The 20336-nt window shown below is 61.3% G+C and carries 15 protein-coding genes and 2 pseudogenes; 6 read left to right on the plus strand and 11 right to left on the minus strand.

The window, feature by feature from the left end; all coding sequences use genetic code 11:
- Positions 1-2 precede the first annotated feature (2 nt).
- From ACZZZ4_RS19190 to ACZZZ4_RS19205, 4 genes are all read right to left on the minus strand, one after another.
- A complete protein-coding gene (locus ACZZZ4_RS19190; protein ID WP_463548465.1) occupies positions 3-1454 on the minus strand; it encodes a curlin in 1452 nt (483 codons plus the stop codon).
- A 26-nt stretch (positions 1455-1480) separates the two neighbouring features.
- Positions 1481-1945, minus strand: coding sequence for a curlin (locus ACZZZ4_RS19195; protein WP_415763056.1), 465 nt, complete (start codon positions 1943-1945; stop codon positions 1481-1483).
- Positions 1946-2016: 71 nt separating this feature from the next.
- Entirely contained in the window at positions 2017-4248 is a 2232-nt protein-coding gene (locus ACZZZ4_RS19200) for an Ig-like domain-containing protein (protein WP_463548466.1), read from the minus strand.
- 35 nt (positions 4249-4283) lie between these two features.
- Positions 4284-5630 carry a hypothetical protein gene (locus ACZZZ4_RS19205; RefSeq protein WP_463548467.1) on the minus strand — a complete coding sequence of 449 codons (1347 nt, stop codon included), beginning with the start codon at positions 5628-5630 and terminating at the stop codon, positions 4284-4286.
- A gap of 408 nt (positions 5631-6038) precedes the next feature.
- Here ACZZZ4_RS19205 and ACZZZ4_RS19210 point away from each other — a divergent pair, with 408 nt between their 5' ends.
- The 5 genes and pseudogenes from ACZZZ4_RS19210 to ACZZZ4_RS19230 all read left to right on the plus strand — a co-directional run bounded on the left by ACZZZ4_RS19210 (position 6039) and on the right by ACZZZ4_RS19230 (position 14545).
- Complete coding sequence (locus tag ACZZZ4_RS19210; protein WP_463548468.1) at positions 6039-7487, plus strand: ATP-binding protein; 1449 nt, start codon at positions 6039-6041, stop codon at positions 7485-7487.
- 207 nt (positions 7488-7694) lie between these two features.
- A pseudogene (locus ACZZZ4_RS19215) lies at positions 7695-10501 on the plus strand (multicopper oxidase domain-containing protein).
- On the plus strand, positions 10498-11574 hold the full coding sequence (locus tag ACZZZ4_RS19220; protein WP_463548469.1) for an SCO family protein: 1077 nt from the start codon (positions 10498-10500) through the stop codon (positions 11572-11574). The pseudogene ACZZZ4_RS19215 and the gene ACZZZ4_RS19220 overlap by 4 nt, the downstream one beginning before the upstream one ends.
- A 93-nt stretch (positions 11575-11667) precedes the next feature.
- Positions 11668-13146 (plus strand): sensor histidine kinase, encoded by a 1479-nt coding sequence (locus ACZZZ4_RS19225; RefSeq protein WP_463548470.1) that lies wholly within the window; start codon positions 11668-11670, stop codon positions 13144-13146.
- On the plus strand, positions 13115-14545 hold the full coding sequence (locus ACZZZ4_RS19230) for a sigma-54-dependent transcriptional regulator (protein WP_122610248.1): 1431 nt from the start codon (positions 13115-13117) through the stop codon (positions 14543-14545). The genes ACZZZ4_RS19225 and ACZZZ4_RS19230 overlap by 32 nt, the downstream gene beginning before the upstream one ends.
- A 38-nt stretch (positions 14546-14583) precedes the next feature.
- Here the strand turns inward: ACZZZ4_RS19230 and ACZZZ4_RS19235 are convergent, their stop codons facing one another.
- On the minus strand, positions 14584-14931 hold the full coding sequence (locus tag ACZZZ4_RS19235; protein ID WP_463548471.1) for a hypothetical protein: 348 nt from the start codon (positions 14929-14931) through the stop codon (positions 14584-14586).
- Between the two features lie 233 nt (positions 14932-15164).
- Between ACZZZ4_RS19235 and ACZZZ4_RS19240 the strand changes: the two are divergent.
- Positions 15165-15962: pseudogene (locus ACZZZ4_RS19240) on the plus strand (class I SAM-dependent methyltransferase).
- 115 nt (positions 15963-16077) lie between these two features.
- On the opposite strand, the gene ACZZZ4_RS19245 reads toward ACZZZ4_RS19240, so the two are convergent.
- From ACZZZ4_RS19245 to ACZZZ4_RS19270, 6 genes are all read right to left on the minus strand, one after another.
- Positions 16078-16386: an addiction module antidote protein gene (locus ACZZZ4_RS19245; RefSeq protein WP_076567387.1), complete on the minus strand. Its 309-nt coding sequence runs from the start codon at positions 16384-16386 to the stop codon at positions 16078-16080.
- Positions 16387-16388: 2 nt separating this feature from the next.
- Positions 16389-16682, minus strand: coding sequence for a type II toxin-antitoxin system RelE/ParE family toxin (locus ACZZZ4_RS19250; RefSeq protein ID WP_076567390.1), 294 nt, complete (start codon positions 16680-16682; stop codon positions 16389-16391).
- A gap of 230 nt (positions 16683-16912) precedes the next feature.
- The gene (locus ACZZZ4_RS19255) at positions 16913-17605 is read right to left on the minus strand and encodes an N-acetyltransferase family protein (RefSeq protein WP_463548472.1); all 693 of its coding nucleotides are present in this window, start codon (positions 17603-17605) and stop codon (positions 16913-16915) included.
- Between the two features lie 57 nt (positions 17606-17662).
- The gene (locus tag ACZZZ4_RS19260; protein ID WP_463548473.1) at positions 17663-18454 is read right to left on the minus strand and encodes a ChbG/HpnK family deacetylase; all 792 of its coding nucleotides are present in this window, start codon (positions 18452-18454) and stop codon (positions 17663-17665) included.
- Complete coding sequence (locus tag ACZZZ4_RS19265) at positions 18426-19613, minus strand: GNAT family N-acetyltransferase (RefSeq protein ID WP_463548474.1); 1188 nt, start codon at positions 19611-19613, stop codon at positions 18426-18428. Before ACZZZ4_RS19265 ends, ACZZZ4_RS19260 begins: the two co-directional genes overlap by 29 nt.
- Positions 19614-19617: 4 nt before the next feature.
- Positions 19618-20307: a GNAT family N-acetyltransferase gene (locus ACZZZ4_RS19270; protein WP_415763035.1), complete on the minus strand. Its 690-nt coding sequence runs from the start codon at positions 20305-20307 to the stop codon at positions 19618-19620.
- Between the last annotated feature and the right edge of the window lie 29 nt (positions 20308-20336).

Genomic DNA, 20336 nt, shown 5'->3' on the forward strand with positions numbered 1-20336 from the left:
ACCTACTGCTGCAAAACCGTCGCCTGGTTAGCCGACCCGAACTGCTGAATATTCGCCGTCTGCGTAACCCCACTCTGATCGACATTGGCAATGTTGCCCGTCCCGCCCTGGGTGACATACGCCACGTTCATCGTATCTGCCTGTTTAACCGTGATCATGTTGTCGCTGCCATACAGTTGCGCGGTGTACGCCTGGTTGCCCGAGCCTGATTGATCAAACGATGCGCTGTTGCCGGTGCCATTCGAAGAGCCCTGCACCAGGTTGCCCGTGCCGCGCTGATCCGAGATCAGAATGTTGTCACTGCCATTCTGATCAAAGTACAGCTCGTTATACGACTCGGCCTGACTGACCATGGTTTTGTTGCCCGTCCCGGTCTGACTGGTGGTCATTACATGGCCGACGCCATCCTGAGTGAAGCTGGCGATGTTGCCATTGCCCGCCTGGGTGACGGTGGCGCGCTGGCCGCTGCCGAACTGACCGCCCGATTGCGGGCCTTTCCAGTTGCTGGCGTAGACCTTGTTGTCGTTGCCCACGGAGGTGGCGTTGAGCACGTGGCTGTCGCCGTTCTGGTAGGTGAAGTGCACGTTGCCGTTGCCCACCTGATACAGCGCCAAAGTCGAGTTGACCGACTCGAACTGGTCGGCGTAGATCGCGTTGGCATTGCCGACCTGGGTGACGGCGGCGGCGTTGTTTTCGCCGAAGCTCTGGTCGACCACGGTTTCGTTGCTGTCGCCGTACTGGTTGACGGTGGCCTGGCTGGCGGTTTGCGCGTCTTGCCAGATCTCGGTGCCGTTCAGGCCGCCGAACTGGTTGATGGTGATGCTGCCACCGGTGCCGTTGCGCTGATCGCCGTAGGCGTAGTTGCTTTCGCCGGCCTGGTTGATGCCGATCTGGCCGCCATTGTGGGTGACCTGTTCGGCGGTGCCGTAGTTGGCGGTGCCGTATTGGGTGATCACCGAGCTGTTGCCGACCCCTTCGTAGAGTTGTTCGATGTTGGCTTCGTTGCTGTCGCCGAACTGCAAGGTTTTCGCCTCGCTGCCGTTCTGCGAATCCTGGTAGACGAAGGAGAAGTTGCCAGTGCCTTGCTGCTGTTGCAGCGCGCTGTTCGCTGAGCCGAAACCCAGCGACTGGCTGGCGTGGGTGGTGTTGAAGGCGCCGACCTGTTGCTGGGTGATGGTGGCGTTGTCTTCGTAAAGCTGTTCGGCGTAGGCCGCGTTGTAGTCGCCGACGGCGTCCTGAGTAATCACGCTGCTGGCATGATCCTGCACGGCGGCGGCGTCGTTGCCCTGGCCCAATTGGGTCTGGGTGGCGCTGCTGAGAGGGGCCTGGGTCTGTTTTACATCTGCGATGTTGGCCGTACCGGCCTGGCTCTGGTTGGACAGGCTGTCGTCGGCCATGGCCTGGGCACTGATCATGACCAGCAGGGCGGCGGTGAGGGGCGTCAGTTTGAACATGATGAACTCTCCGATGAGTGCAGTGCTTAGCGATATTGCTTGACCGAAACGCTCATGCCGTTGCCCGACTGGGTCACGGCGCTTTGCAGCCCCGTGCCGGCCTGCTCGATGCTGGCGTCGTTGTTGTTGCCGTTTTGCGAAATCTGCGCGCGGTTGTGGCTGCCGTTCTGCGTGATGTAGGCGGCGTTGCCGGAACCGTTCTGGTTGATCAGCGCCATCAGGTCGCTGCCCTGTTGCAGGATGTACGCCTCCTGATTGCTGCCCGCTTGCACGATCTGCCCGAGCAGCGACTGACCGTTCTGTTGCAGCAGGGCGACGTTGGCCTGGCCGAGTTGATCGATCAGGGCTTGCTGACCCACAGGTGCGGGCAGTTCGCCGAGGTCAGAGCTGGTGGCTGCCAGATCGTCGTTTTCCATCAAGTCATCGGCACGCGCGCCCGCTGTGCTGCACAGCACAAGCAGGCAAAGCAGGGCGGCGGTCGACGTGTTCATGGTGTAAATCCTTTCAGGCGTTAACCTTCAAGACCTCGCCGCGGTCGCTCGCAAGCGGCCGGGGCGCAGGCTCAGAGCGTGGTCACCGACACCGTGCGCACGGTGCCCTGGGATGAACGGATCGTCGCAGTCGGGTTGGCCGATGGCACCACCAGCGTGTTGTTCAGCGTCAGCCGCCAGCGTCCGGTCACCGGTACCGTGGTGCTGCCCAGCGTAACGACGCCGGTTGGCGTGCTGACCTGCACCGTGATGGTGTTGCCGGTAGTCACTGACGAGGTGCCGGTGAAGTCCCAGTTGAAGCGACCGCCGGAACGCGCCTGCACCGTGGACGCGGTGACGGTGAACGTTTCCGCCGCTGGCCGTGGCGACACTTGCACCGTGACCGTGGCCGGCGTCGACAGGGCGCCGAAGCTGTCCCGGGCGATGTAGGTGAAGGTCGTGGTGAACGCCGTGGTCACGGTGGCCGGTGGGGTGTAGGTGATCACTGTGCCGTCGGTGCTGACCGTGCCACGGCCGGCTGCCGGTTGGGTCAGACTGTTGACGCCCAGCGGCACGTTGCCTTCCGGATCGGTGTCGTTGGCCAGCACGTTGATAGGGATTGCCACGCCCAGGGTGGCGACGCTGTCCGCGACGGCGGTCGGGGCCTGGTTCGGAGCCACGGTGATCGTCACGGTCGCCGGGTTGACCGAGGCCAGGCCTTTGGCGTCCTGGGCCTTGTAGGTGAAGCTGGTGGTCAGGGGTGCATTGACTACCGCTGGCGGGGTATAAACCACCGCTGCCGTGCCGCTCAATACCACGCTGCCCTGGCCGGTTGGCGGTTGCGTCAGCGCGGTGATGCCCAGCGGCGTATTACCGTCGGGGTCGCTGTCGTTGGTCAGCACGCTGAGGGTGATCGGCACACCCAAACTGGTGCTGCCGCCGTCCGCATTGCTGATCGGCGCCTGATTTTCACCGGTGTCCGGCGCAGTGCCGACCACGACGACGGCTTCGGTGTCACTGCCGCCCGCAGCAGATTTCACCGTCACGGTAGCCGGAGGCTGGGTCAGGTCGGCGACGGTGACGCGCTGCAGGGTGCCGCTCTTCGACAGGCGTCCATAGCCTTGGGCAACCATGTCCGGAATCGCCACTTCATCGCTCGATGTCGCCTCGATCAGCAGGCTGTGGTTGTCCCAGCTGTAGCGTGCGGTCTGCACTTTCACCACATCGGTAAGTTTGCTCGATACCGCCGTCGGCCGGGTGGTGCCGGTCGGGTTGGTCGCGGTGACCACGATCACCGCAGGTACCGGGCCGGAGCCCAGACGCTGGCCGAAGAACAAACCGTTGTTGTCGCCCAGAAGACTGGTCTGGCACGGCGTGGCGGGCGGCCCAGGCAACAGCGCGATGGTTTCCCGGAAACACAGTGAGGAACTGCTGTCTGCTTTGGCGAAGACCTCGGCGCGCACACCTGCAGCGGTGCGGCGATAGGTGGCGCGGTCGATGTCGACCTGGGTCTGCTGACGGTTGTCGAGCACCTTGCCGGACAGGCTGAACAGGTTCGACTGGATCGTCCCGGCCGGGCCGGTGATGCGCACGAAGTTGGTGTTGAACGGGCTGCCGGTCACCGCCTCGTTGAGGTTGGGGTCGCCGATGAAAGTTTCCGTGGCGCCGGTGTCCGGGTTCACTTCGGTGTAGGGACCGTTGACGCTGCGCAGGAACGGACCGAGGTCACCATTGATCGCACCGGTAAAATTGCCCGGTGCACCGATGCCGATGTCGCGGGTGATATTGATGGCGCGGCGACCGGGCGTGGTGACATTGACCGTTTCAACGCCATACGGGTGGGTAATGGTATAGGTGCCGGCGGTCGGCACCGAGACGCGAATGCGGATGCGCGCGAAGCTGGCCTGATCGCCATCGATGGGGTTCTCCGAAGCGAACGCCGCTTCGATCCCGGCGACGTAGGCGTCGAGTTCGTAACCGCTGTTGCCGACCTGCGGGATCGCTGTCTCGGCCAGGAACCAGAACGCCTCCGGCGGCCAGTTGTCCGGGAAAATCATCGGTTGGGCATCATCAAAGATGCCCGGCTCGGCGAGCAGGATGCACATGTAGGCCGGCGGCGTACTCACCGGCACCCGCGAACTGGCGGCGCGCGACTGACAGAGCTCCATCGACAGCAGATTGTTGTCCTGATACCACATCGGGAATTTCCCGGTGGCGAAGGTGTAGGGGCCGGGGTCGACGGCGGCCAGTTGCGCATAAGCGCTGCCGGTCAGCGAAAGAGCGAGCCCGAGCGCGTTGAGCGCAAAGCGTGGCCACTTGTTCATGATGCCTCCTGATGCGGATCTGGGCATGTGAGCGTTCATTGCACGATGACCACTTCTTCGGTATCGCTGCCGCCGTTGGACGACGTCACGCGAACCTTGGCCGGTGGGATCGGCGAGATGCCGGTGGCCAGGGTTTTCACCGCGCCGTCGCCGCCCAACGCACCGATGGCGGCGCCGCTGACGGAACTGGCGGTGAGCACTGGCGGCGAGGTTTCGTCACTGGTCGATGCCACCAGCGTCAACTGCCCGGAACTCAGGCTGTATTCGGCGCGCTGGATCACCACCAGATCGGTGAGGGTCATCGGCAGGGTGGTCGGGGTGCTGCTGGCGATAGCCAGGTGGTTGTCGGCGGTCACTTGCAGCGTGGTCGGCAAGGTCGGGTTGGCGGGCGATTGCGCATACCAACTGCCGGTGGAATTGGCTTCGGTCATGTTCAGCACCGGCGTGCTGCTGGTGACTGCTGCGGTGCCGGGGGCCGGTGGCGCCAGGACGAAAACGTCCTGTTGCGCCACGGGTGCACTGGTGCCGGCCTTGCGTGAATAAGTGCTGCGCTGAGTGATCAGCGGCGTTGGCCGCACCACCGCTGATAATTTGCCCGACACGGCGAATGTGGTCGTTCGCAGGTCGAGGCCGTTGGGCCCTTCGATGCGCACGAAGTTGGTGTTGAACGGGCTGCCGGTGACGGCTTCGTTGAGGTTCGGATCGCCAACGAATTGCTCGGCGGCACCGGATACCGGGTTGGTCTCGGTGTACGGGCCGTTGACGCTGCGCAGGAACGGGCCGATGTCGCCCTTGAGCGCGCCGTCGTAGGTTTTCGGCGTGCCGATGCCAATGTCGCGGGTCATGTTGATCGCGCGCCGCCCGGGGGTATCGATATTGAACACGTCGACGCCGTAGGGGTGGGTGATGACGTAGGTGCCGGCGGTGGGTACATCGACCCGAATGCGGATCCGCGCGAAGCTGACTTGATCACCTTCTACCGGTTCCTCGGCAGCGAACGCGGCTTCGATGGCGCTGACATACCCCAGATCGATTCCGCGCGCAGCGTCGACGATGGCGGTCTCGCCAGTGAACCAGAACGCTTCGTCAGGGAAATTGGTCGGGAAGACGATCGGTTGCGCGTCGTCGAAAACACCGGGGGTCGGCAGCAGCGAGCACATGTACGACGGCGCGCCGGGAGCGCTCGGTACGCGGGAGCTGAGCGCCTTCGACAGGCACAGGTCCAGGGTGCGGCCATGGGAATCCTGATACCAACTGGCGAAACCGCCGGTCGCCGGTGCATACGGGCCGGGATCGACAGCAAACAGAGCGGCCTGGGCGATGCCCTGGGCCAAGGCGCTCACGACCAGGACGGTCGCGGTTTTGGACAGTAAAGGGTGCATGAGTTAAGCCCTCTATCGAAGTGCCTGCCCCTTGGGGACGGGTCAGTTGCAGGGGCTGTACACCTTCCATGCCAAGGTGGGGTGGATGGACGGGAAATGGCCGGGATAGAGGGCCTGGCGGGCAACATGATCAGCTTCGTGGCTTGCGGGGACAGGGCGAATGCCCCCAGAGTTGGGGGCGCTGGGGATCAGCACTGAACGGCTGTCGGTGTAGATCCTTGTGGGAGCGAGCCTGCTCGCGAAAGGAACATCCTGGGAGGCATATGTCTACTGAACCACCGCGCCTTCGCGAGCAGGCTCGCTCCCACAGAGATGGATGGTGTTCGGGGGAACGCACCGCTGTCCCCGCATCCGGGCAATCCCCCAACCGTGGGCTATACCTATGGAGACGCCTCGGGAATCGCCGCCATGAACATGCAGTCCAGTTCGCTTGCGCTACAGGAGGACAAGCGGCAGTCGGGCTCGCGCAAGCGGCCGTTCAATCTGCTGCGCTGGTTTTCGCTGATCAGCATGGCTGTGATCGGTACCGTAGCGGTGGCGCTAGGCACCGTTTCGACGAGGTTCGTGATCGAAGAAAGCGTGCAGCGCGATGCCTTGCTCACGGCGCAGTTCATCCAGGCCATCGCCTCGGCCGAGGTGCGCCACGTTTCCATTGCCAATGTCCGAACCATGGGCGAATTGCTCGACCCGCGTCAGGACCGATCCTTTTCCGACGTCGACCCGCAAGCCCGTGCGGCTGCCCGCGCCGAGTTCCTGGACCACATTGAGCATCTTCCGGACGTCATCCTGGCCAATATCTACGCACCAGACCGGCAAGTGATCTGGTCGACCAATCCAGCACTGATCGGCACCAACATTCATGCCGATGAAGATCTCGATCGTGCCTTCAATCAAAAGATCCCGGTGTCGGCCAGCTACCACAACGTCGACAAGGCGCGAGAGGAGCAGAAATTCGTTACGCCGCCGGATTACATCTTTATCGAAAACTACATTCCGTTGTTCGACGCCGACGGCAAGAACGTCACGGCGATGGTCGAGATCTATAAAGAACCCAAAGACCTGATTACCCGTATGGAGCGCGGCCTGGCGCTGATCTGGCTGGCGACCGCGCTGGGCGGTGGCTTGATCTATCTGGGCTTGTACTGGATCGTGCGGCGCGCAGCGATTCTGCTCGCCGCCCAGCAGAAGCAGCTGATCGCCAATGAAACCTTTGTCGCGCTGGGTGAGATGTCTTCCGCCGTAGCGCACAGCTTGCGCAATCCGCTGGCGACGATTCGCTCCAGTGCCGAGCTGGCCCTGGAGTTTGACAGCGGCCCGGCGCAGAAAAACATCCACGACATCATCGGTCAGGTCGACCGCATGTCGAAATGGGTGCGCGAGTTGCTGCAGTCCCTGCGTCCGCTCAGCGATGACCCTGAGCCGGTCAACCTGGTGGCGACGCTGCACGAATGCCTCGTCGCTTTCGAACAGCAGATCGCCCGAACCGGTGTGCGCGTAGTGTTTCAACCGCAAAGCACACCCATGGTACTGAGCCAGCCGGTGCAGCTGGCACAGATCCTCAACAGCCTTTTGGCCAATGCATTCGAGTCCATGGACAAGGGTGGTACCTTGACCGTCCAGCTTGAACCCAGCAACGATCGACGCGTGTGCGTGAGGCTGAGCGATACCGGCAAAGGCATGAACGAAGAACAGCGCACCATGGCGTTTCGACCGTTTTTTACCACCAAGACCGGTGGCCTGGGTGTCGGTCTGGTGCTGGTCAAACGCATCATGGAACGCTTCGGCGGCGGTGTGACACTCGACAGCTGCGAAGGCGAAGGCACGAACGTTCGCCTGGTTTTTCAGCCAGTCCCCTGATTGACGGGTTTCCCAGGTAGGAGCTGCCGAAGGGATTTATATAAATCACGAATATTTATGAACTCCCCCGTTAATGGGTGTCAAGCCCCGGTCGCTGGGGAATGGGGAATCACTCAGTCCTTCCAAGTCACTGTTACAAAAAGAAATGATTTATTGGCGCGCTCGTTGCAGAACTCCATCACCCCTTCCTTGCTGAGGTGGCTGGTGATGGACAGAGCAATGCGTGATCCGAGTAATACCTTTCTGCCGACGCCCATAAGCGTCTTTTTGCTGGTGACGCTTGGCATGGTCGGGGGCGTTCGGGCCAGTCCGATCGATGACGAGCGACAGCCGGAAATCTCTGATCCATCGGCCTACTACGACGAGCCCGCTGATCGCGCCGGGGCGCTGAATGCCATCCTGACCATGCCCGAGGCCAACGAAGACTCATTCGATCTGCCGGACGGCGTCAAAGGCTCGCGTGATTCGACGCGGATCGAGAACGTGCTGCCGCCGACAGTGCAGACCAGTTTCAATTACCCCACCAATGGCAAACCCAGTCCGCTGTATGGTGCGCAGCCGTTTACTCAACAGCTGACCTTGTTCGAAGAGTTCGGCCCGGAAAAGCTTGACCCGGCCACACCGGCGGCATTATTGCCGTTCCCGTCGGTCGCGATTGGCCCGGCGCCCGCGCAGGATCCGAACAATGTTGCCCGCAGCGCGCCGCCCGGCAGTGCGCTCGATGCCTTTTTGCGCCAGCCCGGACTGACACCGTTTCCCAGCCAGTTTTCCAACGTGGTTGACCGCAATCCCTGGCAAACCCAGATCGAAGTCTTCCTCAACCGCCACATCGGCTCATCGGCAGAAGGGCGCCCGCCGGGAAAAGGCTGGGCGCATCAGCGCTGGAACGAGTTTTATCCGCAAGCGGCCTATAAGACCGTGCAGACCGGGGCGCGCCTCAATGGAGGCCTGCGTGACAGCCTGCAGATGCACGGCTATGCGCTGGGCGAGTTCGGCCCCGGCGGGCTGTATCACAACGTGGCCGGCCTACCGGCGACCGACGGCACTGCAAAAGGTGTCGACCCTCGTTTTCACCCGAACATGCCGGTGCAAAACCACAATGCGGTGTGGACCTTCGACGGCACACTGCCGCCGAAACTGTTGATGGTGCGCTACGGCCAGCCTGTGCTGATGCGCCATTACAATGGCCTGCCGATCGATCCGTCGGCCAATCGGGGCTTCGGTCTGCACACCATCAGCACCCACGAACACAACGGCCACGCGCCGGCGGAGAGCGACGGCTATGCCAATGCGTTTTTCTTTCCGGGGCAGTTCTACGACTATCGCTGGCCGATCCAGCTCGCCGGCTACGACAGCATCAATACCAAGGCTGAAGATCCGCGCGCGGCGTTCCCCTGCGCGCCGGGGAAACCCTGTGGGTCAACGACCTCACCCCGGCGAAAAAGACCTGTGACAACGGCACCATCAAGATCCGTGGCGACTGGCGTGAAACCATGAGCACCCACTGGTTCCACGACCACATGCTCGATTTCACCGCGCAAAACGTCTACAAGGGCAACGCGGCGATGATGAACTACTACAGCGCCCTGGATCGCGGTAACGAGTCGGTGAACGATGGCGTCAACCTGCGTCTGCCCAGCGGCAGCGCCTTGCCATGGGGCAACCGCGACTACGACGTCAACCTGGTGTTCGCCGACAAGGCCTGGGATCAGGAAGGCCAGCTGTGGTTCAACCCGTTCAACACCGATGGCTTCCTCGGCGATCAGGTGTTGGTCAACTGGCAATGGAAACCAAGCCTCGACGTGCGTGCGCGCAGTTATCGCTTGCGCATGCTCAACGGTTCGGTGTCGCGCTACTTCAAACTGGCGCTGGTGCGGGAAATCAAAGGCAGTGGCGGCGAGTTTGCGGGGCCGAAAAATGCCGGCGTGTCGTATAGCCGCGTGCCGTTCCACATGATTGCCAATGACGGCAACATCATGGAACACAGCGTGCCATTCGATGGCAGCATGGACCTCGATGCCGACGGCGATAAGCAGAATCACAACGCGATTCTGCCGACCCAGGGTATCGCCGAGCGCTTCGATATCATCGTCAACTTTTCAAAAAACGGCATCAAACCGGGCGACAAGTTGTTCTTCGTCAATATGCAGGCCCATGACGACGGCAAAGGACCGAAAGACGTCATTCCACTGGCCGACATCCTCTCCGAGAAATATCTGGCCGTGATCAAACAGACCAGTAAAGGGCCGCAATGGGATCGGGGCGATCCGGCAGTGGGCAAGGTTCTGCAGCTCAACATCAAGGCTTATACCGGTCAGGATCTGGCGATGAACCCGGCAGCCTATGAACCGGCCAAACCGGGCAAGGCCGAAGGGCTGGTGATGATTCCGCTGAAAATTCACCGTGATAATGCTGCCGACAAGGCGCTGCTGGCCAACGCCCGGCATCGCACCTTCACTTTCGGCCGATCCGACGGCACCGATCAGGCACCTTGGACAGTCAAAACAGATGGCGGCTTCGGCTTCCACATGGATCCGCGTCGGCTGAATGCCTCGACCCAGCTCTCCAGCGGCCCCACCGATGCCGGCGCCACCGGATTCGGCACCCTGGAGGTGTGGAACATCAAGGCCGGCGGCACGGGCTGGAGCCATCCGGTGCACGTGCATTTCGAAGAGGGGATCATCCTCAGTCGCGGCGGCAAGGCGCCGCCAGAGTGGGAAAAATGGGCGCGCAAGGATGTCTATCGCATCGGTTCGGAACGTGATGGACTGGACAGTGTGGAAATGGCGATCAACTTCCGCGAGTTTGCCGGCACTTACATGGAGCATTGTCACAACACCCAGCATGAGGACAATTCGATGTTGCTGCGCTGGGACCTGGAGAAACCCGGGCAGTTGCAGCTGATGCCGACACCGCTGCCGAGCTGGGATGGCGTGCGTTACGTCAATTCCGCCGCGCTGCCGACCTTCCGCAATGGCGATGGCATGGGCCCGCAAGTGGTGGTCAAGCCATGAGCCGCCGGCACGCTGACCGGACTTGGCATGCTCCGCGCTCCCGGGCGCTGGGCATGCACCTGGTGCTGATCCTGGTGGCCTGCGTGCTCGGCAGCCGCGTGCTGCTGGCGCACCAGGCCAGCTCCGGCGCGGCGACAATGGCCAGCGAAACCGCCACACCGTGGGGCAGCGATTATTTTCCCGACACGTTGCTGACCGATCAGGATGGTCGGCAGCTACGGTTTTTTGATGACCTGATCAAAGACAAAGTGGTGGTGATCAATTTCATCTTCACCTCCTGCAGCGATTCCTGCCCGCTGGAAACCGCGCGCCTGCGTCAGGTACAGAAGCTGCTTGGTGATCGGGTCGGCCAGGACATCTTCTTCTATTCGATCAGCATCGACCCTCTCAGCGATACGCCCGATGTGCTCAAGGCTTACGCGCAACGCTTCAAGGTCGGCCCCGGCTGGAAGTTTCTCACTGGCGAATTGGCAGACGTCACCGAGCTGCGCAAGACGCTTGGCCTGTTTATCGATGGCGTCGACAACGGCCGCAGCAAGGATCACAACCTCAGCCTGATTGTCGGCAACCAGAGCACCGGGCGCTGGATGAAGGCTTCGCCGTTCGAAAACCCATGGATCCTCGCCGATCAACTGGCCAACACCCTGCAGAACTGGAAACAGCCGAGTACCGAGCAAAGCTACGTCAACGCTCCGGATATTCGACCGCCAAGCAGTGGCGAAGAATTGTTTCGCACACGCTGCGCCTCGTGTCACAGCCTCGGGCCGATGGATGGCCAGGGCATTGGCATGCGCAGCATCGGTCCGGACCTGATGGGTGTGACCCGCCAGCGTGATCCGCAGTGGCTCAACCGCTGGATCCGCGAGCCGGATCGCCTGCTCGCTGAAAAAGATCCGATTGCCCTGCAACTCTACGAACAATTCGAGCGAATCCCGATGCCCAACCTGCGCCTCGACGAATCGGCCGTGCAATCGATCATCGAATTTCTTGCGGATGAAACCGAGCGCCAGCAGCCGTCCGTCAACGCTGTGACGGCTGGCGCTGGAGCCGCAGCCGTCAGTCGTATGCAATAGCGGCAAAATACAATCACTGAGCCGTGTGTCGCGGTCAGAGCCACCTACACTGATGGTTGTCAGCGACTCGCGATAATCTCCCGGGGCATTCCCATGCAGCGACTGGAAGCACGAAAGGCGCCTGCAACGACCGTCAAGGGCTGGCGCGAACAGTTCAATCTGCTGCGCTGGTTTTCGCTCGCGAGTTTTTCCATCATCGCTGCGGTCGCGCTGGGCCTGGGCTATATCTCCACGCGGTTTGTGGTGACCGAGAGTGTCGAGCGCGACGCGTTGCTGACCGCGCAATTCATCCAGGCCATCGGTGAGGCGGAAATGCGCCACGCCAATATCGCTCCTGCGCGGACCATGGGCGAGATGCTCGATCCCCGTCAGGACAACCACTATCCCGATGTCGATCCGGCTGCACATGTCTCGGCCCGCACTGAATTTCTCGATCATGTCGAGCATCTGCCGGACATCCTTCTCGTTACCGTCTACGCGCTCGATCGCACGGTGATCTGGTCGACCAATGCGGAGCTGATCGGCGTGCACATTGAGGATGACGATGAACTCGACGAGTCGTTCGAAATGAAAGTGCCGGTCTCCTCGAGCTATCACAAGATTGACGAGGAGCGCCCGGAACAGCGCCTGCTGCGTGAGCCGAAATACCTGTTCATTGAAAACTACATCCCGATGTTCAATGCCGACAAAAGCAAAGTCATCGCCATGGTCGAGGTGTACAAGGAACCGTCGGATCTGGTCGATCGCATCGATCGCGGTTTCGCCTCGATCTGGGCCGCCACGTTTTTCGGTGGCGCAGCGATTTTTCTCGCTTTGTTCTGGATTGTGCGACGGGCGGCGAAGCTGCTGCAGAGCCAACAGCAACAGTTGATCAGCAACGAAACCTTTGTCGCCCTGGGCGAGATGTCCTCGGCGGTCGCGCACAGCCTGCGCAACCCACTGGCGACTATCCGCTCCAGCGCCGAACTGGCCCAGGACATCGCCAGCCCTGCGGCGCAGCGCAACATCGGCGACATCATCAGTCAGGTCGACCGTATGTCGCGCTGGGTCCGCGAATTGCTGGTGTCGCTGCGGCCGATGTGTGACGACGGCGAAGCGGTGGATCTGGTCATGGCGGTCGAGGATACGATTGGCGCGTTCGATGCGTTGATCAAACGCAGCAACGTCGAGGTGCGATTCAGCCGGCAGCACTGTCCGGCGATCGTCAGCCAGCAGGTGCTACTCACGCAGATTCTCAACAGTCTTTTTGCCAACGCCCTCGAAGCCATGCCCAAGGGCGGGGTGCTCAGCATCGAATTCGAAACGCCGCAGCCCGACAGCGTGCGCATGACCCTCAGCGACACCGGCAAGGGCATGAGCGCACAGCAGCAGTTGTCGGTGTTCAAACCGTTTTTCACCACCAAACAGGGCGGCCTCGGGGTTGGCCTGGCGTTGGTCAAACGCATCATGGAGCGTTTCCAGGGCTCGGTCGTCCTGACCAGTCGCGAGCAGGAGGGAACCCGCGTCAGTCTCAACTTCAAAGTGGCATCGGGAGGGGAATATGGAACACAGCATTCTGCTGGTCGAGGATGACGAACTGCTGGCCGAGAATATTCAGACCTACCTGGAGCGCAAGGACTTCGAGGTGACTGTCTGCCATACGGCCGAAGACGCGCTGGAACAACTGGGCAGCTTCATGCCGGACATCGTCCTGACCGACAACTCGTTGCCGGGCATGAGCGGTCACGAACTGATCCAGAAGCTGCGCATCAGCGCACCGGATCTGAAAGTGATCATGATGACCGGTTACGGCAACGTCGAAGACGCCGTAGTGGCGATGAAGGAGGGCGCTTTTCATTACGTCACCAAACCGGTCGCACTGCAGGAACTCAAATTGCTCCTCGACAAAGCCCTGGCCACCGAGCGGCTGGAACGCACGCTGTCGTTCTATCAGGAACGCGAGGCGCAGAAATCCGGGGTGCAGGCGCTGATCGGCGATTCGTCGCCGATGCAGTATCTGAAACACACCATCGAACAGTTGCTCGACGCCGAGCGGCGCATGGCCAACACCGACCTGCCGCCGGTCCTGGTCGAAGGCGAGACCGGCACCGGCAAGGAACTGGTGGCCCGGGCGCTGCACTTTGACGGCCCGCGCAGCAAGGGGCCATTCATTGAATTCAACTGCGCGTCGATCCCGTCGAATCTGGTCGAGTCGGAATTGTTCGGGCATGAGAAGGGCGCCTTCACTGACGCCAAGGATCGTCGGGTCGGGCTGGTCGAAGCGGCCGATGGCGGCACGCTGTTTCTCGATGAAATCGGCGAAATGGATTTATTGCTGCAGGCGAAGATTCTCAAACTGCTCGAAGACCGGACGATTCGCCGTGTGGGCTCGGTGAAAGAGCGCAAGGTCAATCTGCGGGTGATCAGCGCAACCAACTGCAATCTGGAACAAATGGTTCAGCAGGGCAAGTTCCGGCGCGATCTGTTTTTCCGTTTGCGCATCATCTCGATCAAGGTCCCGCGCCTGTACGCCCGTGGCGACGACATCCTGCTGTTGGCCCGTCATTTCCTCGCCAGCCATGGCAAGCGGTATGGCAAACCGAATCTGCATTTCAGTCAGCAGGCCGAGGAATTGTTGCTGAGCTACACCTGGCCCGGCAACGTGCGGGAACTGCGCAATATGCTTGAGCAAACCGTGCTGCTGGCACCCAGCGATACCATCGCCGCGCATCAGTTGAACGTGTGCATGAGCCTGGTCGATGAGCCGCCGTTGCATATGCATGAGGCGCCGTTGCATTACGAACCGCGGCCGGCGAGCAATACCGAGTCGATGAACCTGCCGGAAGTCGAGCGCGACATGGTGCGCAAGATGCTCGACAAAACCGACTGGAACGTCACCAAGTCCGCACGCCTGCTGGGCCTGAGCCGCGACATGCTGCGTTACCGCATCGAAAAACTCGGCCTGGCCCGTCCGGACAAGCGGCCGTGGTAAAGCGGACGCAGCGCCTGATGTCTGCAAGAGGTGTGGCCTCAATGTTGCTGCCGGCTCAGACACTCCAGCACGCAACTCGGATCCAGCACTTCGTCATTCACGTAAATCCCGCGCTCGGCATCGTAGGTGCGGATAAACACCCGCACCGTCGCATCCGCCACGGTCGGCAATTGTGAATCGGTAAACTCCTGGCCTCCCGGCAGCACGATGAAGTCTGCCGGCGCGTTGTCCTCGTAAGGTCTGGGCGGCGTAGCGCTCAGCGAGTATGGAGCAGGGTGGGCGAAGGGCTGATTGGGCCCGTAATAACTGAAATTGCTGTCCAGCGCTTGCGCCTCAGTGGCAGCGAGCAGACAACCAGTCAACAGCAGCCGATCGAGCTTTAGCATGGCGGCACCTGCGAATGCGTTTTTCCCCAAGGCTGTTAACTATAGCTGCCTCGGACGAAATTCACGCAGGAGCTGCCGAAGGCTGCGATCTGTTGATCCTGCTTTTCAACATCTGCAGATCGCAGCCTGCTGCAACCCTGGCGCGGGTTGCCTTACACGTTTGCAACAACCGAAGTGATCAGGCTGATCTAGACTTGGATCCGCTCAATCACGAGCCTCATCCGGAGTGCGCCATGGAAGTGCCCAACCCCAAAACCGCCGTCGAGAGCAATCGACAGGCGTGGAACGATTCCGCCCGCCATCATCAGGACTCACCGGACTGGCAGGCATTGCTCAGCGACGTCGTGCAGGCGGAGTTTTGCTGCCTTGATGACACCTTGCGCGGCTTGCTGGACGTCGACGGCAAAGACGTGATTCAACTCGGCTGCAATAACGGTCGCGAGAGCCTGTCGCTGTTTGCGCTGGGTGCGCGCAGCGTGGTCGGCGTGGATCAATCCGCAGCCTTTCTCGCACAGGCCCGCGAGCTGCACAGCCGCTCGCCGCACACTGCCGAATTCGTCGAGAGCGACATCCATCATCTGTCCGCATCGCTGCATAACCGCTTCGACGTCGCCCTGATCACCATTGGCGTACTCAACTGGATGCCTGACATCGGCGAATTCTTCCGTCATGTCGCGCAGGTGCTGAAGACGGGCGGCAAACTGGTGATCTACGAAACCCATCCGTTTCTGGAGATGGTTGATCCGCAGGCTGAAGATCCCTAGCGCCTCGCCAGTTCGTACTTCCGTGCCGAGCCGTTTGTGCAGGAAGAACCGATCGTTTACGTAGGTAAAGTCGAGCAGTCGGCGACAAAGTCGTACTGGTTCGTGCATACGCTGGGCGCGATTTTCAGCGGCGCCATTGGAGTGGGGCTGAGCATTTCGGATTTTCAGGAGTATGCGCATTCGAATCGGGAAGAGGTGTATGACTGCTACCTGAACCAGCAGGCGCAGATGCCGATGTGCTTTAGCCTGGTGGCGAGCAAGGCCTGAGAACCTTCATTGCGATGACTGGCCTCTTCGCGAGCCTGCTCGCTCCCACTGCGAAACGCATCCCAATATGGGAGCGAGCCTGCTCGCGATGGCGGCCTTGCGACCGCCAGAAAATTCAGGGAACGGCGTGATTGACTGCGTGCCCCGGCTGCGCATAAAGATCAATGCCCAGCGCATGAATCACCTTCAACACTGTGTCAAAGCGCGGCTTCGCTCCGGGAGCAAAAGCTTTGTACAAACTTTCACGACCCATGCCTGAATCCTTGGCGATCTGCGTCATTCCTCGCGCCTTTAACACGTAGCCGATTGCGCGAAGGAATTCTTCGCTGTCTCCGTCTGCAAGCACCTGTGACAGGTACTCACTGATGGCTTCATCACTGTCGAGCAGCGCGACCATGTCGAAATTCGTCAAAGTCTGGCTCATGGTTAAACCTCCTTTGCCATTTTTTGTGCGCGTCGGATGTCTGCGCTTTGTGAGGATTTGTCGCCTCCGGCCAGCAGAATGATTACTGCGCCATTGCGAATTGTGAAATACACCCGGTAGCCCGCGCCAACATCCAGACGCATCTCAGAGACTCCATCGCCCACCGATTTGGCGTCGCCGAGATTGCCTGTTGACGCCCGATCAATACGCCGGGCGATAGCCACTTTGGCGCGCAAGTCTCTAATCGAACGGTGCCAAGCCTGGAATATTGCGGTTTGCTGGATAAGATAAGTCATTGCTCGACTGTATCCAAGTGGATACGGAAAAACAGCCGGCCAAGTCTTTACTGGATGTTGGAAGTGTCGTCACAGTTTGTAGGCAACCAGCCAATCGCTTGTGAGAGCTGCGGGTGCAGCTACTGGCCTCTTCGCGAGCAGGCTCGCTCCCACAGGGAAACGCATTCCATTGTGGGAGCGAGCCTGCTCGCGATGGCGGCCTTGCGACCGCCACATGTCACAAGATCGGATCAAGCCTTCGCCGCGGCACTTACCACCGGCCGTCCCGGTTTGCGCAGCGGGTCCAGGCGTGACCCTTCGTAGCGGGTTTCGCGGAAGAATTTCCAGCGGCCGAACAGGCAGTAGACGTGGGTCACCCGGCCCTGTTCCTGATAGCCCATGCGGATATGCAGTTTCAGCGCCGGGATGTTGTGGGTTTCGCAGACATCGACCACCTTGTTGCAACCTTGCGCCGCCATCGCTTGCCACAGCGCAACCTGTACGTCCACCGACAGGCTGCTGCCGAAGTAGGCTCGGGTCATCTCGCCGCCGAATTCGAAAAACTCACCGGGTTTGACCGGGAAGGTGCAGCCGTAATAGTGGCGGTCGTGATAGTCGCGAATGCTGCCCCAGATAAAGCCCACGGCGTGGCCATCGGCGTCCAGGTACATGTGCCCGGTGTGGCCCTCGGCAGCCAGTTCGGCCATGGTGCCGACGCGGTCGCCGAAGTGTTTGCTGAACGCCACGGCATTCTGCGCGGTGATGTCGACTTTGCGCAGGCCTTCATATGGGCGCAGTTTGTGCGGTGGCACCGGGCTGACCAGGTCGCGCTCCATCCACAGCAGTTCCCAGTGGAAGAACACGTAGCGTTTCCACAACGTACCGACGGTGCGGCCCAGGCCTTTCTGTCTGATGCGATCTTGCACTTTGGTGATGATGCTCATGATGCCCCTCCAGGGTCTTGGCCCGGATGTTGTGGTGAGTGTCGTTACAGCGGTGATTCATTCGAGCGCCGTGGCGCCCTGCGTTTCTTCTCGATTGAGGCCGGCATACGAGACTCGCGCAACGCCTCTCAAACCCTGTTCGAGGACCTCGCTCAAAGACTCGCCGGAGTCGAGATAGGCATCGCCGAAATCGACGCCGAGGCGGGTCGGGTGCGCCACGATTTCCAGCACGCCGTCGCTGGGCACGCTAGCGTTGCGCAGATCCACCGGGGTGCAGACGTAATCGGCGGTGAGCCGTGCCAGATTCTGCAGACGGCCATTGAGCAAACCTTTGAATATGCGCTTGGGCAGCGTGAGGTTGTGCCCGAGGTTGCGCGCCAGCCGGATCGGTACGCCTTGCTCGGCGGCAAACTTCGCGACGACTTCGCCGATCGGCCAGATGTTGTGGACGTGCTGGTGCGAGTCGATATGGCTCGGACGTATGCCGTGATCGACGCAGCGTTGCCATTGCGCCTGCAATTCGGCGCGCACCGCGTCCCGGTCTGCGCGACCCAGCCACAGGCTGTGGCGGGGCAGGTTGAGGTCGAACACGCCGTTGCCATCGCAGAACGTTTGCCGCCCCAGGATCGCCTGGCTCAATGGGCGCCCATAGGTCAGGTTGAAGTGCAGGCCGATCCGCCCTTGCAGCGCCGGATGCCGAGCCATGGCGCAGGCAGCTTCGAACGCCGGCATGTTGGCCATGGCCGTGGCCGAGCTGATCAGGCCGGCCTGAAAGGCAGCAAAAATGACCGCGTTTTCATTGGCGCTGAGACCGAAGTCATCAGCGTTGACTATGACTTGGCGAGGCATGGCCGCCCTCCGGAGTGATTGCGACAGGTTGCACCAGCGCTGCAGGTTTTTTGTTTGCGCGCCTGGCACGCCATTGTTGTGCGGCGGGCTTGCAGCGATACCAGATGCGCAGCGCCAGCCCCAGCGCCAGCCCACTTGGGCGCCACGAATAGAAACTCCAGCGCCAGTGTTCCAGTTGCCCGGTCATGCGTTCGTGCAGTTGATGGCTGGAGTTTTCCAGGCTGACCCGCGAGGCATCTATCCAGCGCCAGTGTTCATCCAGGCCCCAGCGAATCCATTCCTCCAGTAACACCCGGCCACTGCCCAGGTCGGCGTATTGCGGCAGGAATGCGAGGTTGTAATCGTAGAGCCGGCCCTGTTCGAGCAGGCCCAGGCGATAGCTGATGCAGCGGCCGTTCAGCTCAAGCATCACCACGCGTACCAAGCCTTGGCCGGCGAGGGCGGTGAAGGCGCGTTCGATCCATTGGCGACTGCGCGGCGTGGCGAAAATCCCGACGCCTTCATCGCCTTTCCAGCTCACCGCTTCGACTTCGCTGAGGGTCTGCAACAAGGCACCCATGCTCAGCGCATCCGGGGTAATCCGGCGGATCTGCGCACCGCACGCGGCAATCCGTTTGCGTGCACGACGCAGTTTGTAGCGCGGGTCGCCGGAGATTTCCTGATGGTCGGCTTCGCTGATCAGATGCACCGGCACCCGGCAGCTCAGGCGCCGTTCGGCCGTGGAGCTGCGCGCCATCCATGCGGTGATGGTACTTTCTTCACCCGCCGGTTCCGACAGCTCATTGAGTTGCAACAGCGCATGGGGCAGGCGCTGGCGAATCAGCACCAGCGCCTCGCGCATGTCCTCGCCGCCGAGCAGCGACAGCAAAGCCAGACGATCGGCCAGCGGATAACCCAAGTGATGCAAGACCCGAAACGGCACGCCGGCGAAGCGTTCGCGGCTGGCCACCAGCGGCAGGCACAGACGCAGTTCTGCGGCTTCCCATCCGAGCAGAATGTGCAGGCGCTGGTCCTCGCGCAGGGCCTGTTCCGCCGCGCACAGCCAGCCGAGATTGTTGAACGGCGTATGGTCGGTCACGCCCAGGCGCAGCGTTTCATACGCGGTTGCCGGGAAGTCGGCGGCGCACAGCGACGTGCGCCATTCGAATCGCATCACCATAGGTTCAGGCCGCCGTTGCGTTGACAGGTGGACGGGAAGTTTTACCCAGCGCCGCCAGGCGCGAACCGCTGTAGCGGGTTTCGCGAAAGAAGCGCCAGCGACCGAACAGCGTGTAGATATTCATGATCCGCTGTTGTTCGGTATAGCTCATGCGCAGGTGCAGCTTGAGCGCCGGTATGTTGGTCGACTCACAGACATCGACCACTTTGCGGCAGCCCTGGGCGGCCATGGCTTCCCACAGGCGCAATTGCAGGTCCACCGACAGCTCCGTCCCCCAGTACGCCCGGGCCAGTTCGCCGCCGAATTCGAAGAACTCACCGGGTTTCACCGGGAACCGGCAGCCGTAGTAATGCCGGTCGAAATAATCGCGCGGCGTGCCCCAGATAAACGCCACGGCATCGCCTTGCTCGTCGACATGCATGTGCCCGGTGTGGCCCTCTTTGGCCAGTTCGGCCATCGTGCCGACACGGTCGCCAAAGTAGCGCGCGAACGCGCTGGCGTTGTCCGCAGTGATCCTGACCACGCGCAGTGGCGGATAGGGTTTGAGGCGGTGCGGCGGCACCGGGCTGACCAGGTCGCGCTCCATCCACAGCAGCTGCTGATGGGAATACAGGTACAGTTTGCGGATCTTGCCCAAGGTCGCTCGCAGGCCTTTACGACGAATATGTCCGCTGAGTTTTTGCAAAACATCCATGGTCTCTTCTCCTGATGAGGGCGCCATGC

It is taken from the genome of Pseudomonas sp. AC252 (genome assembly GCF_979258105.1).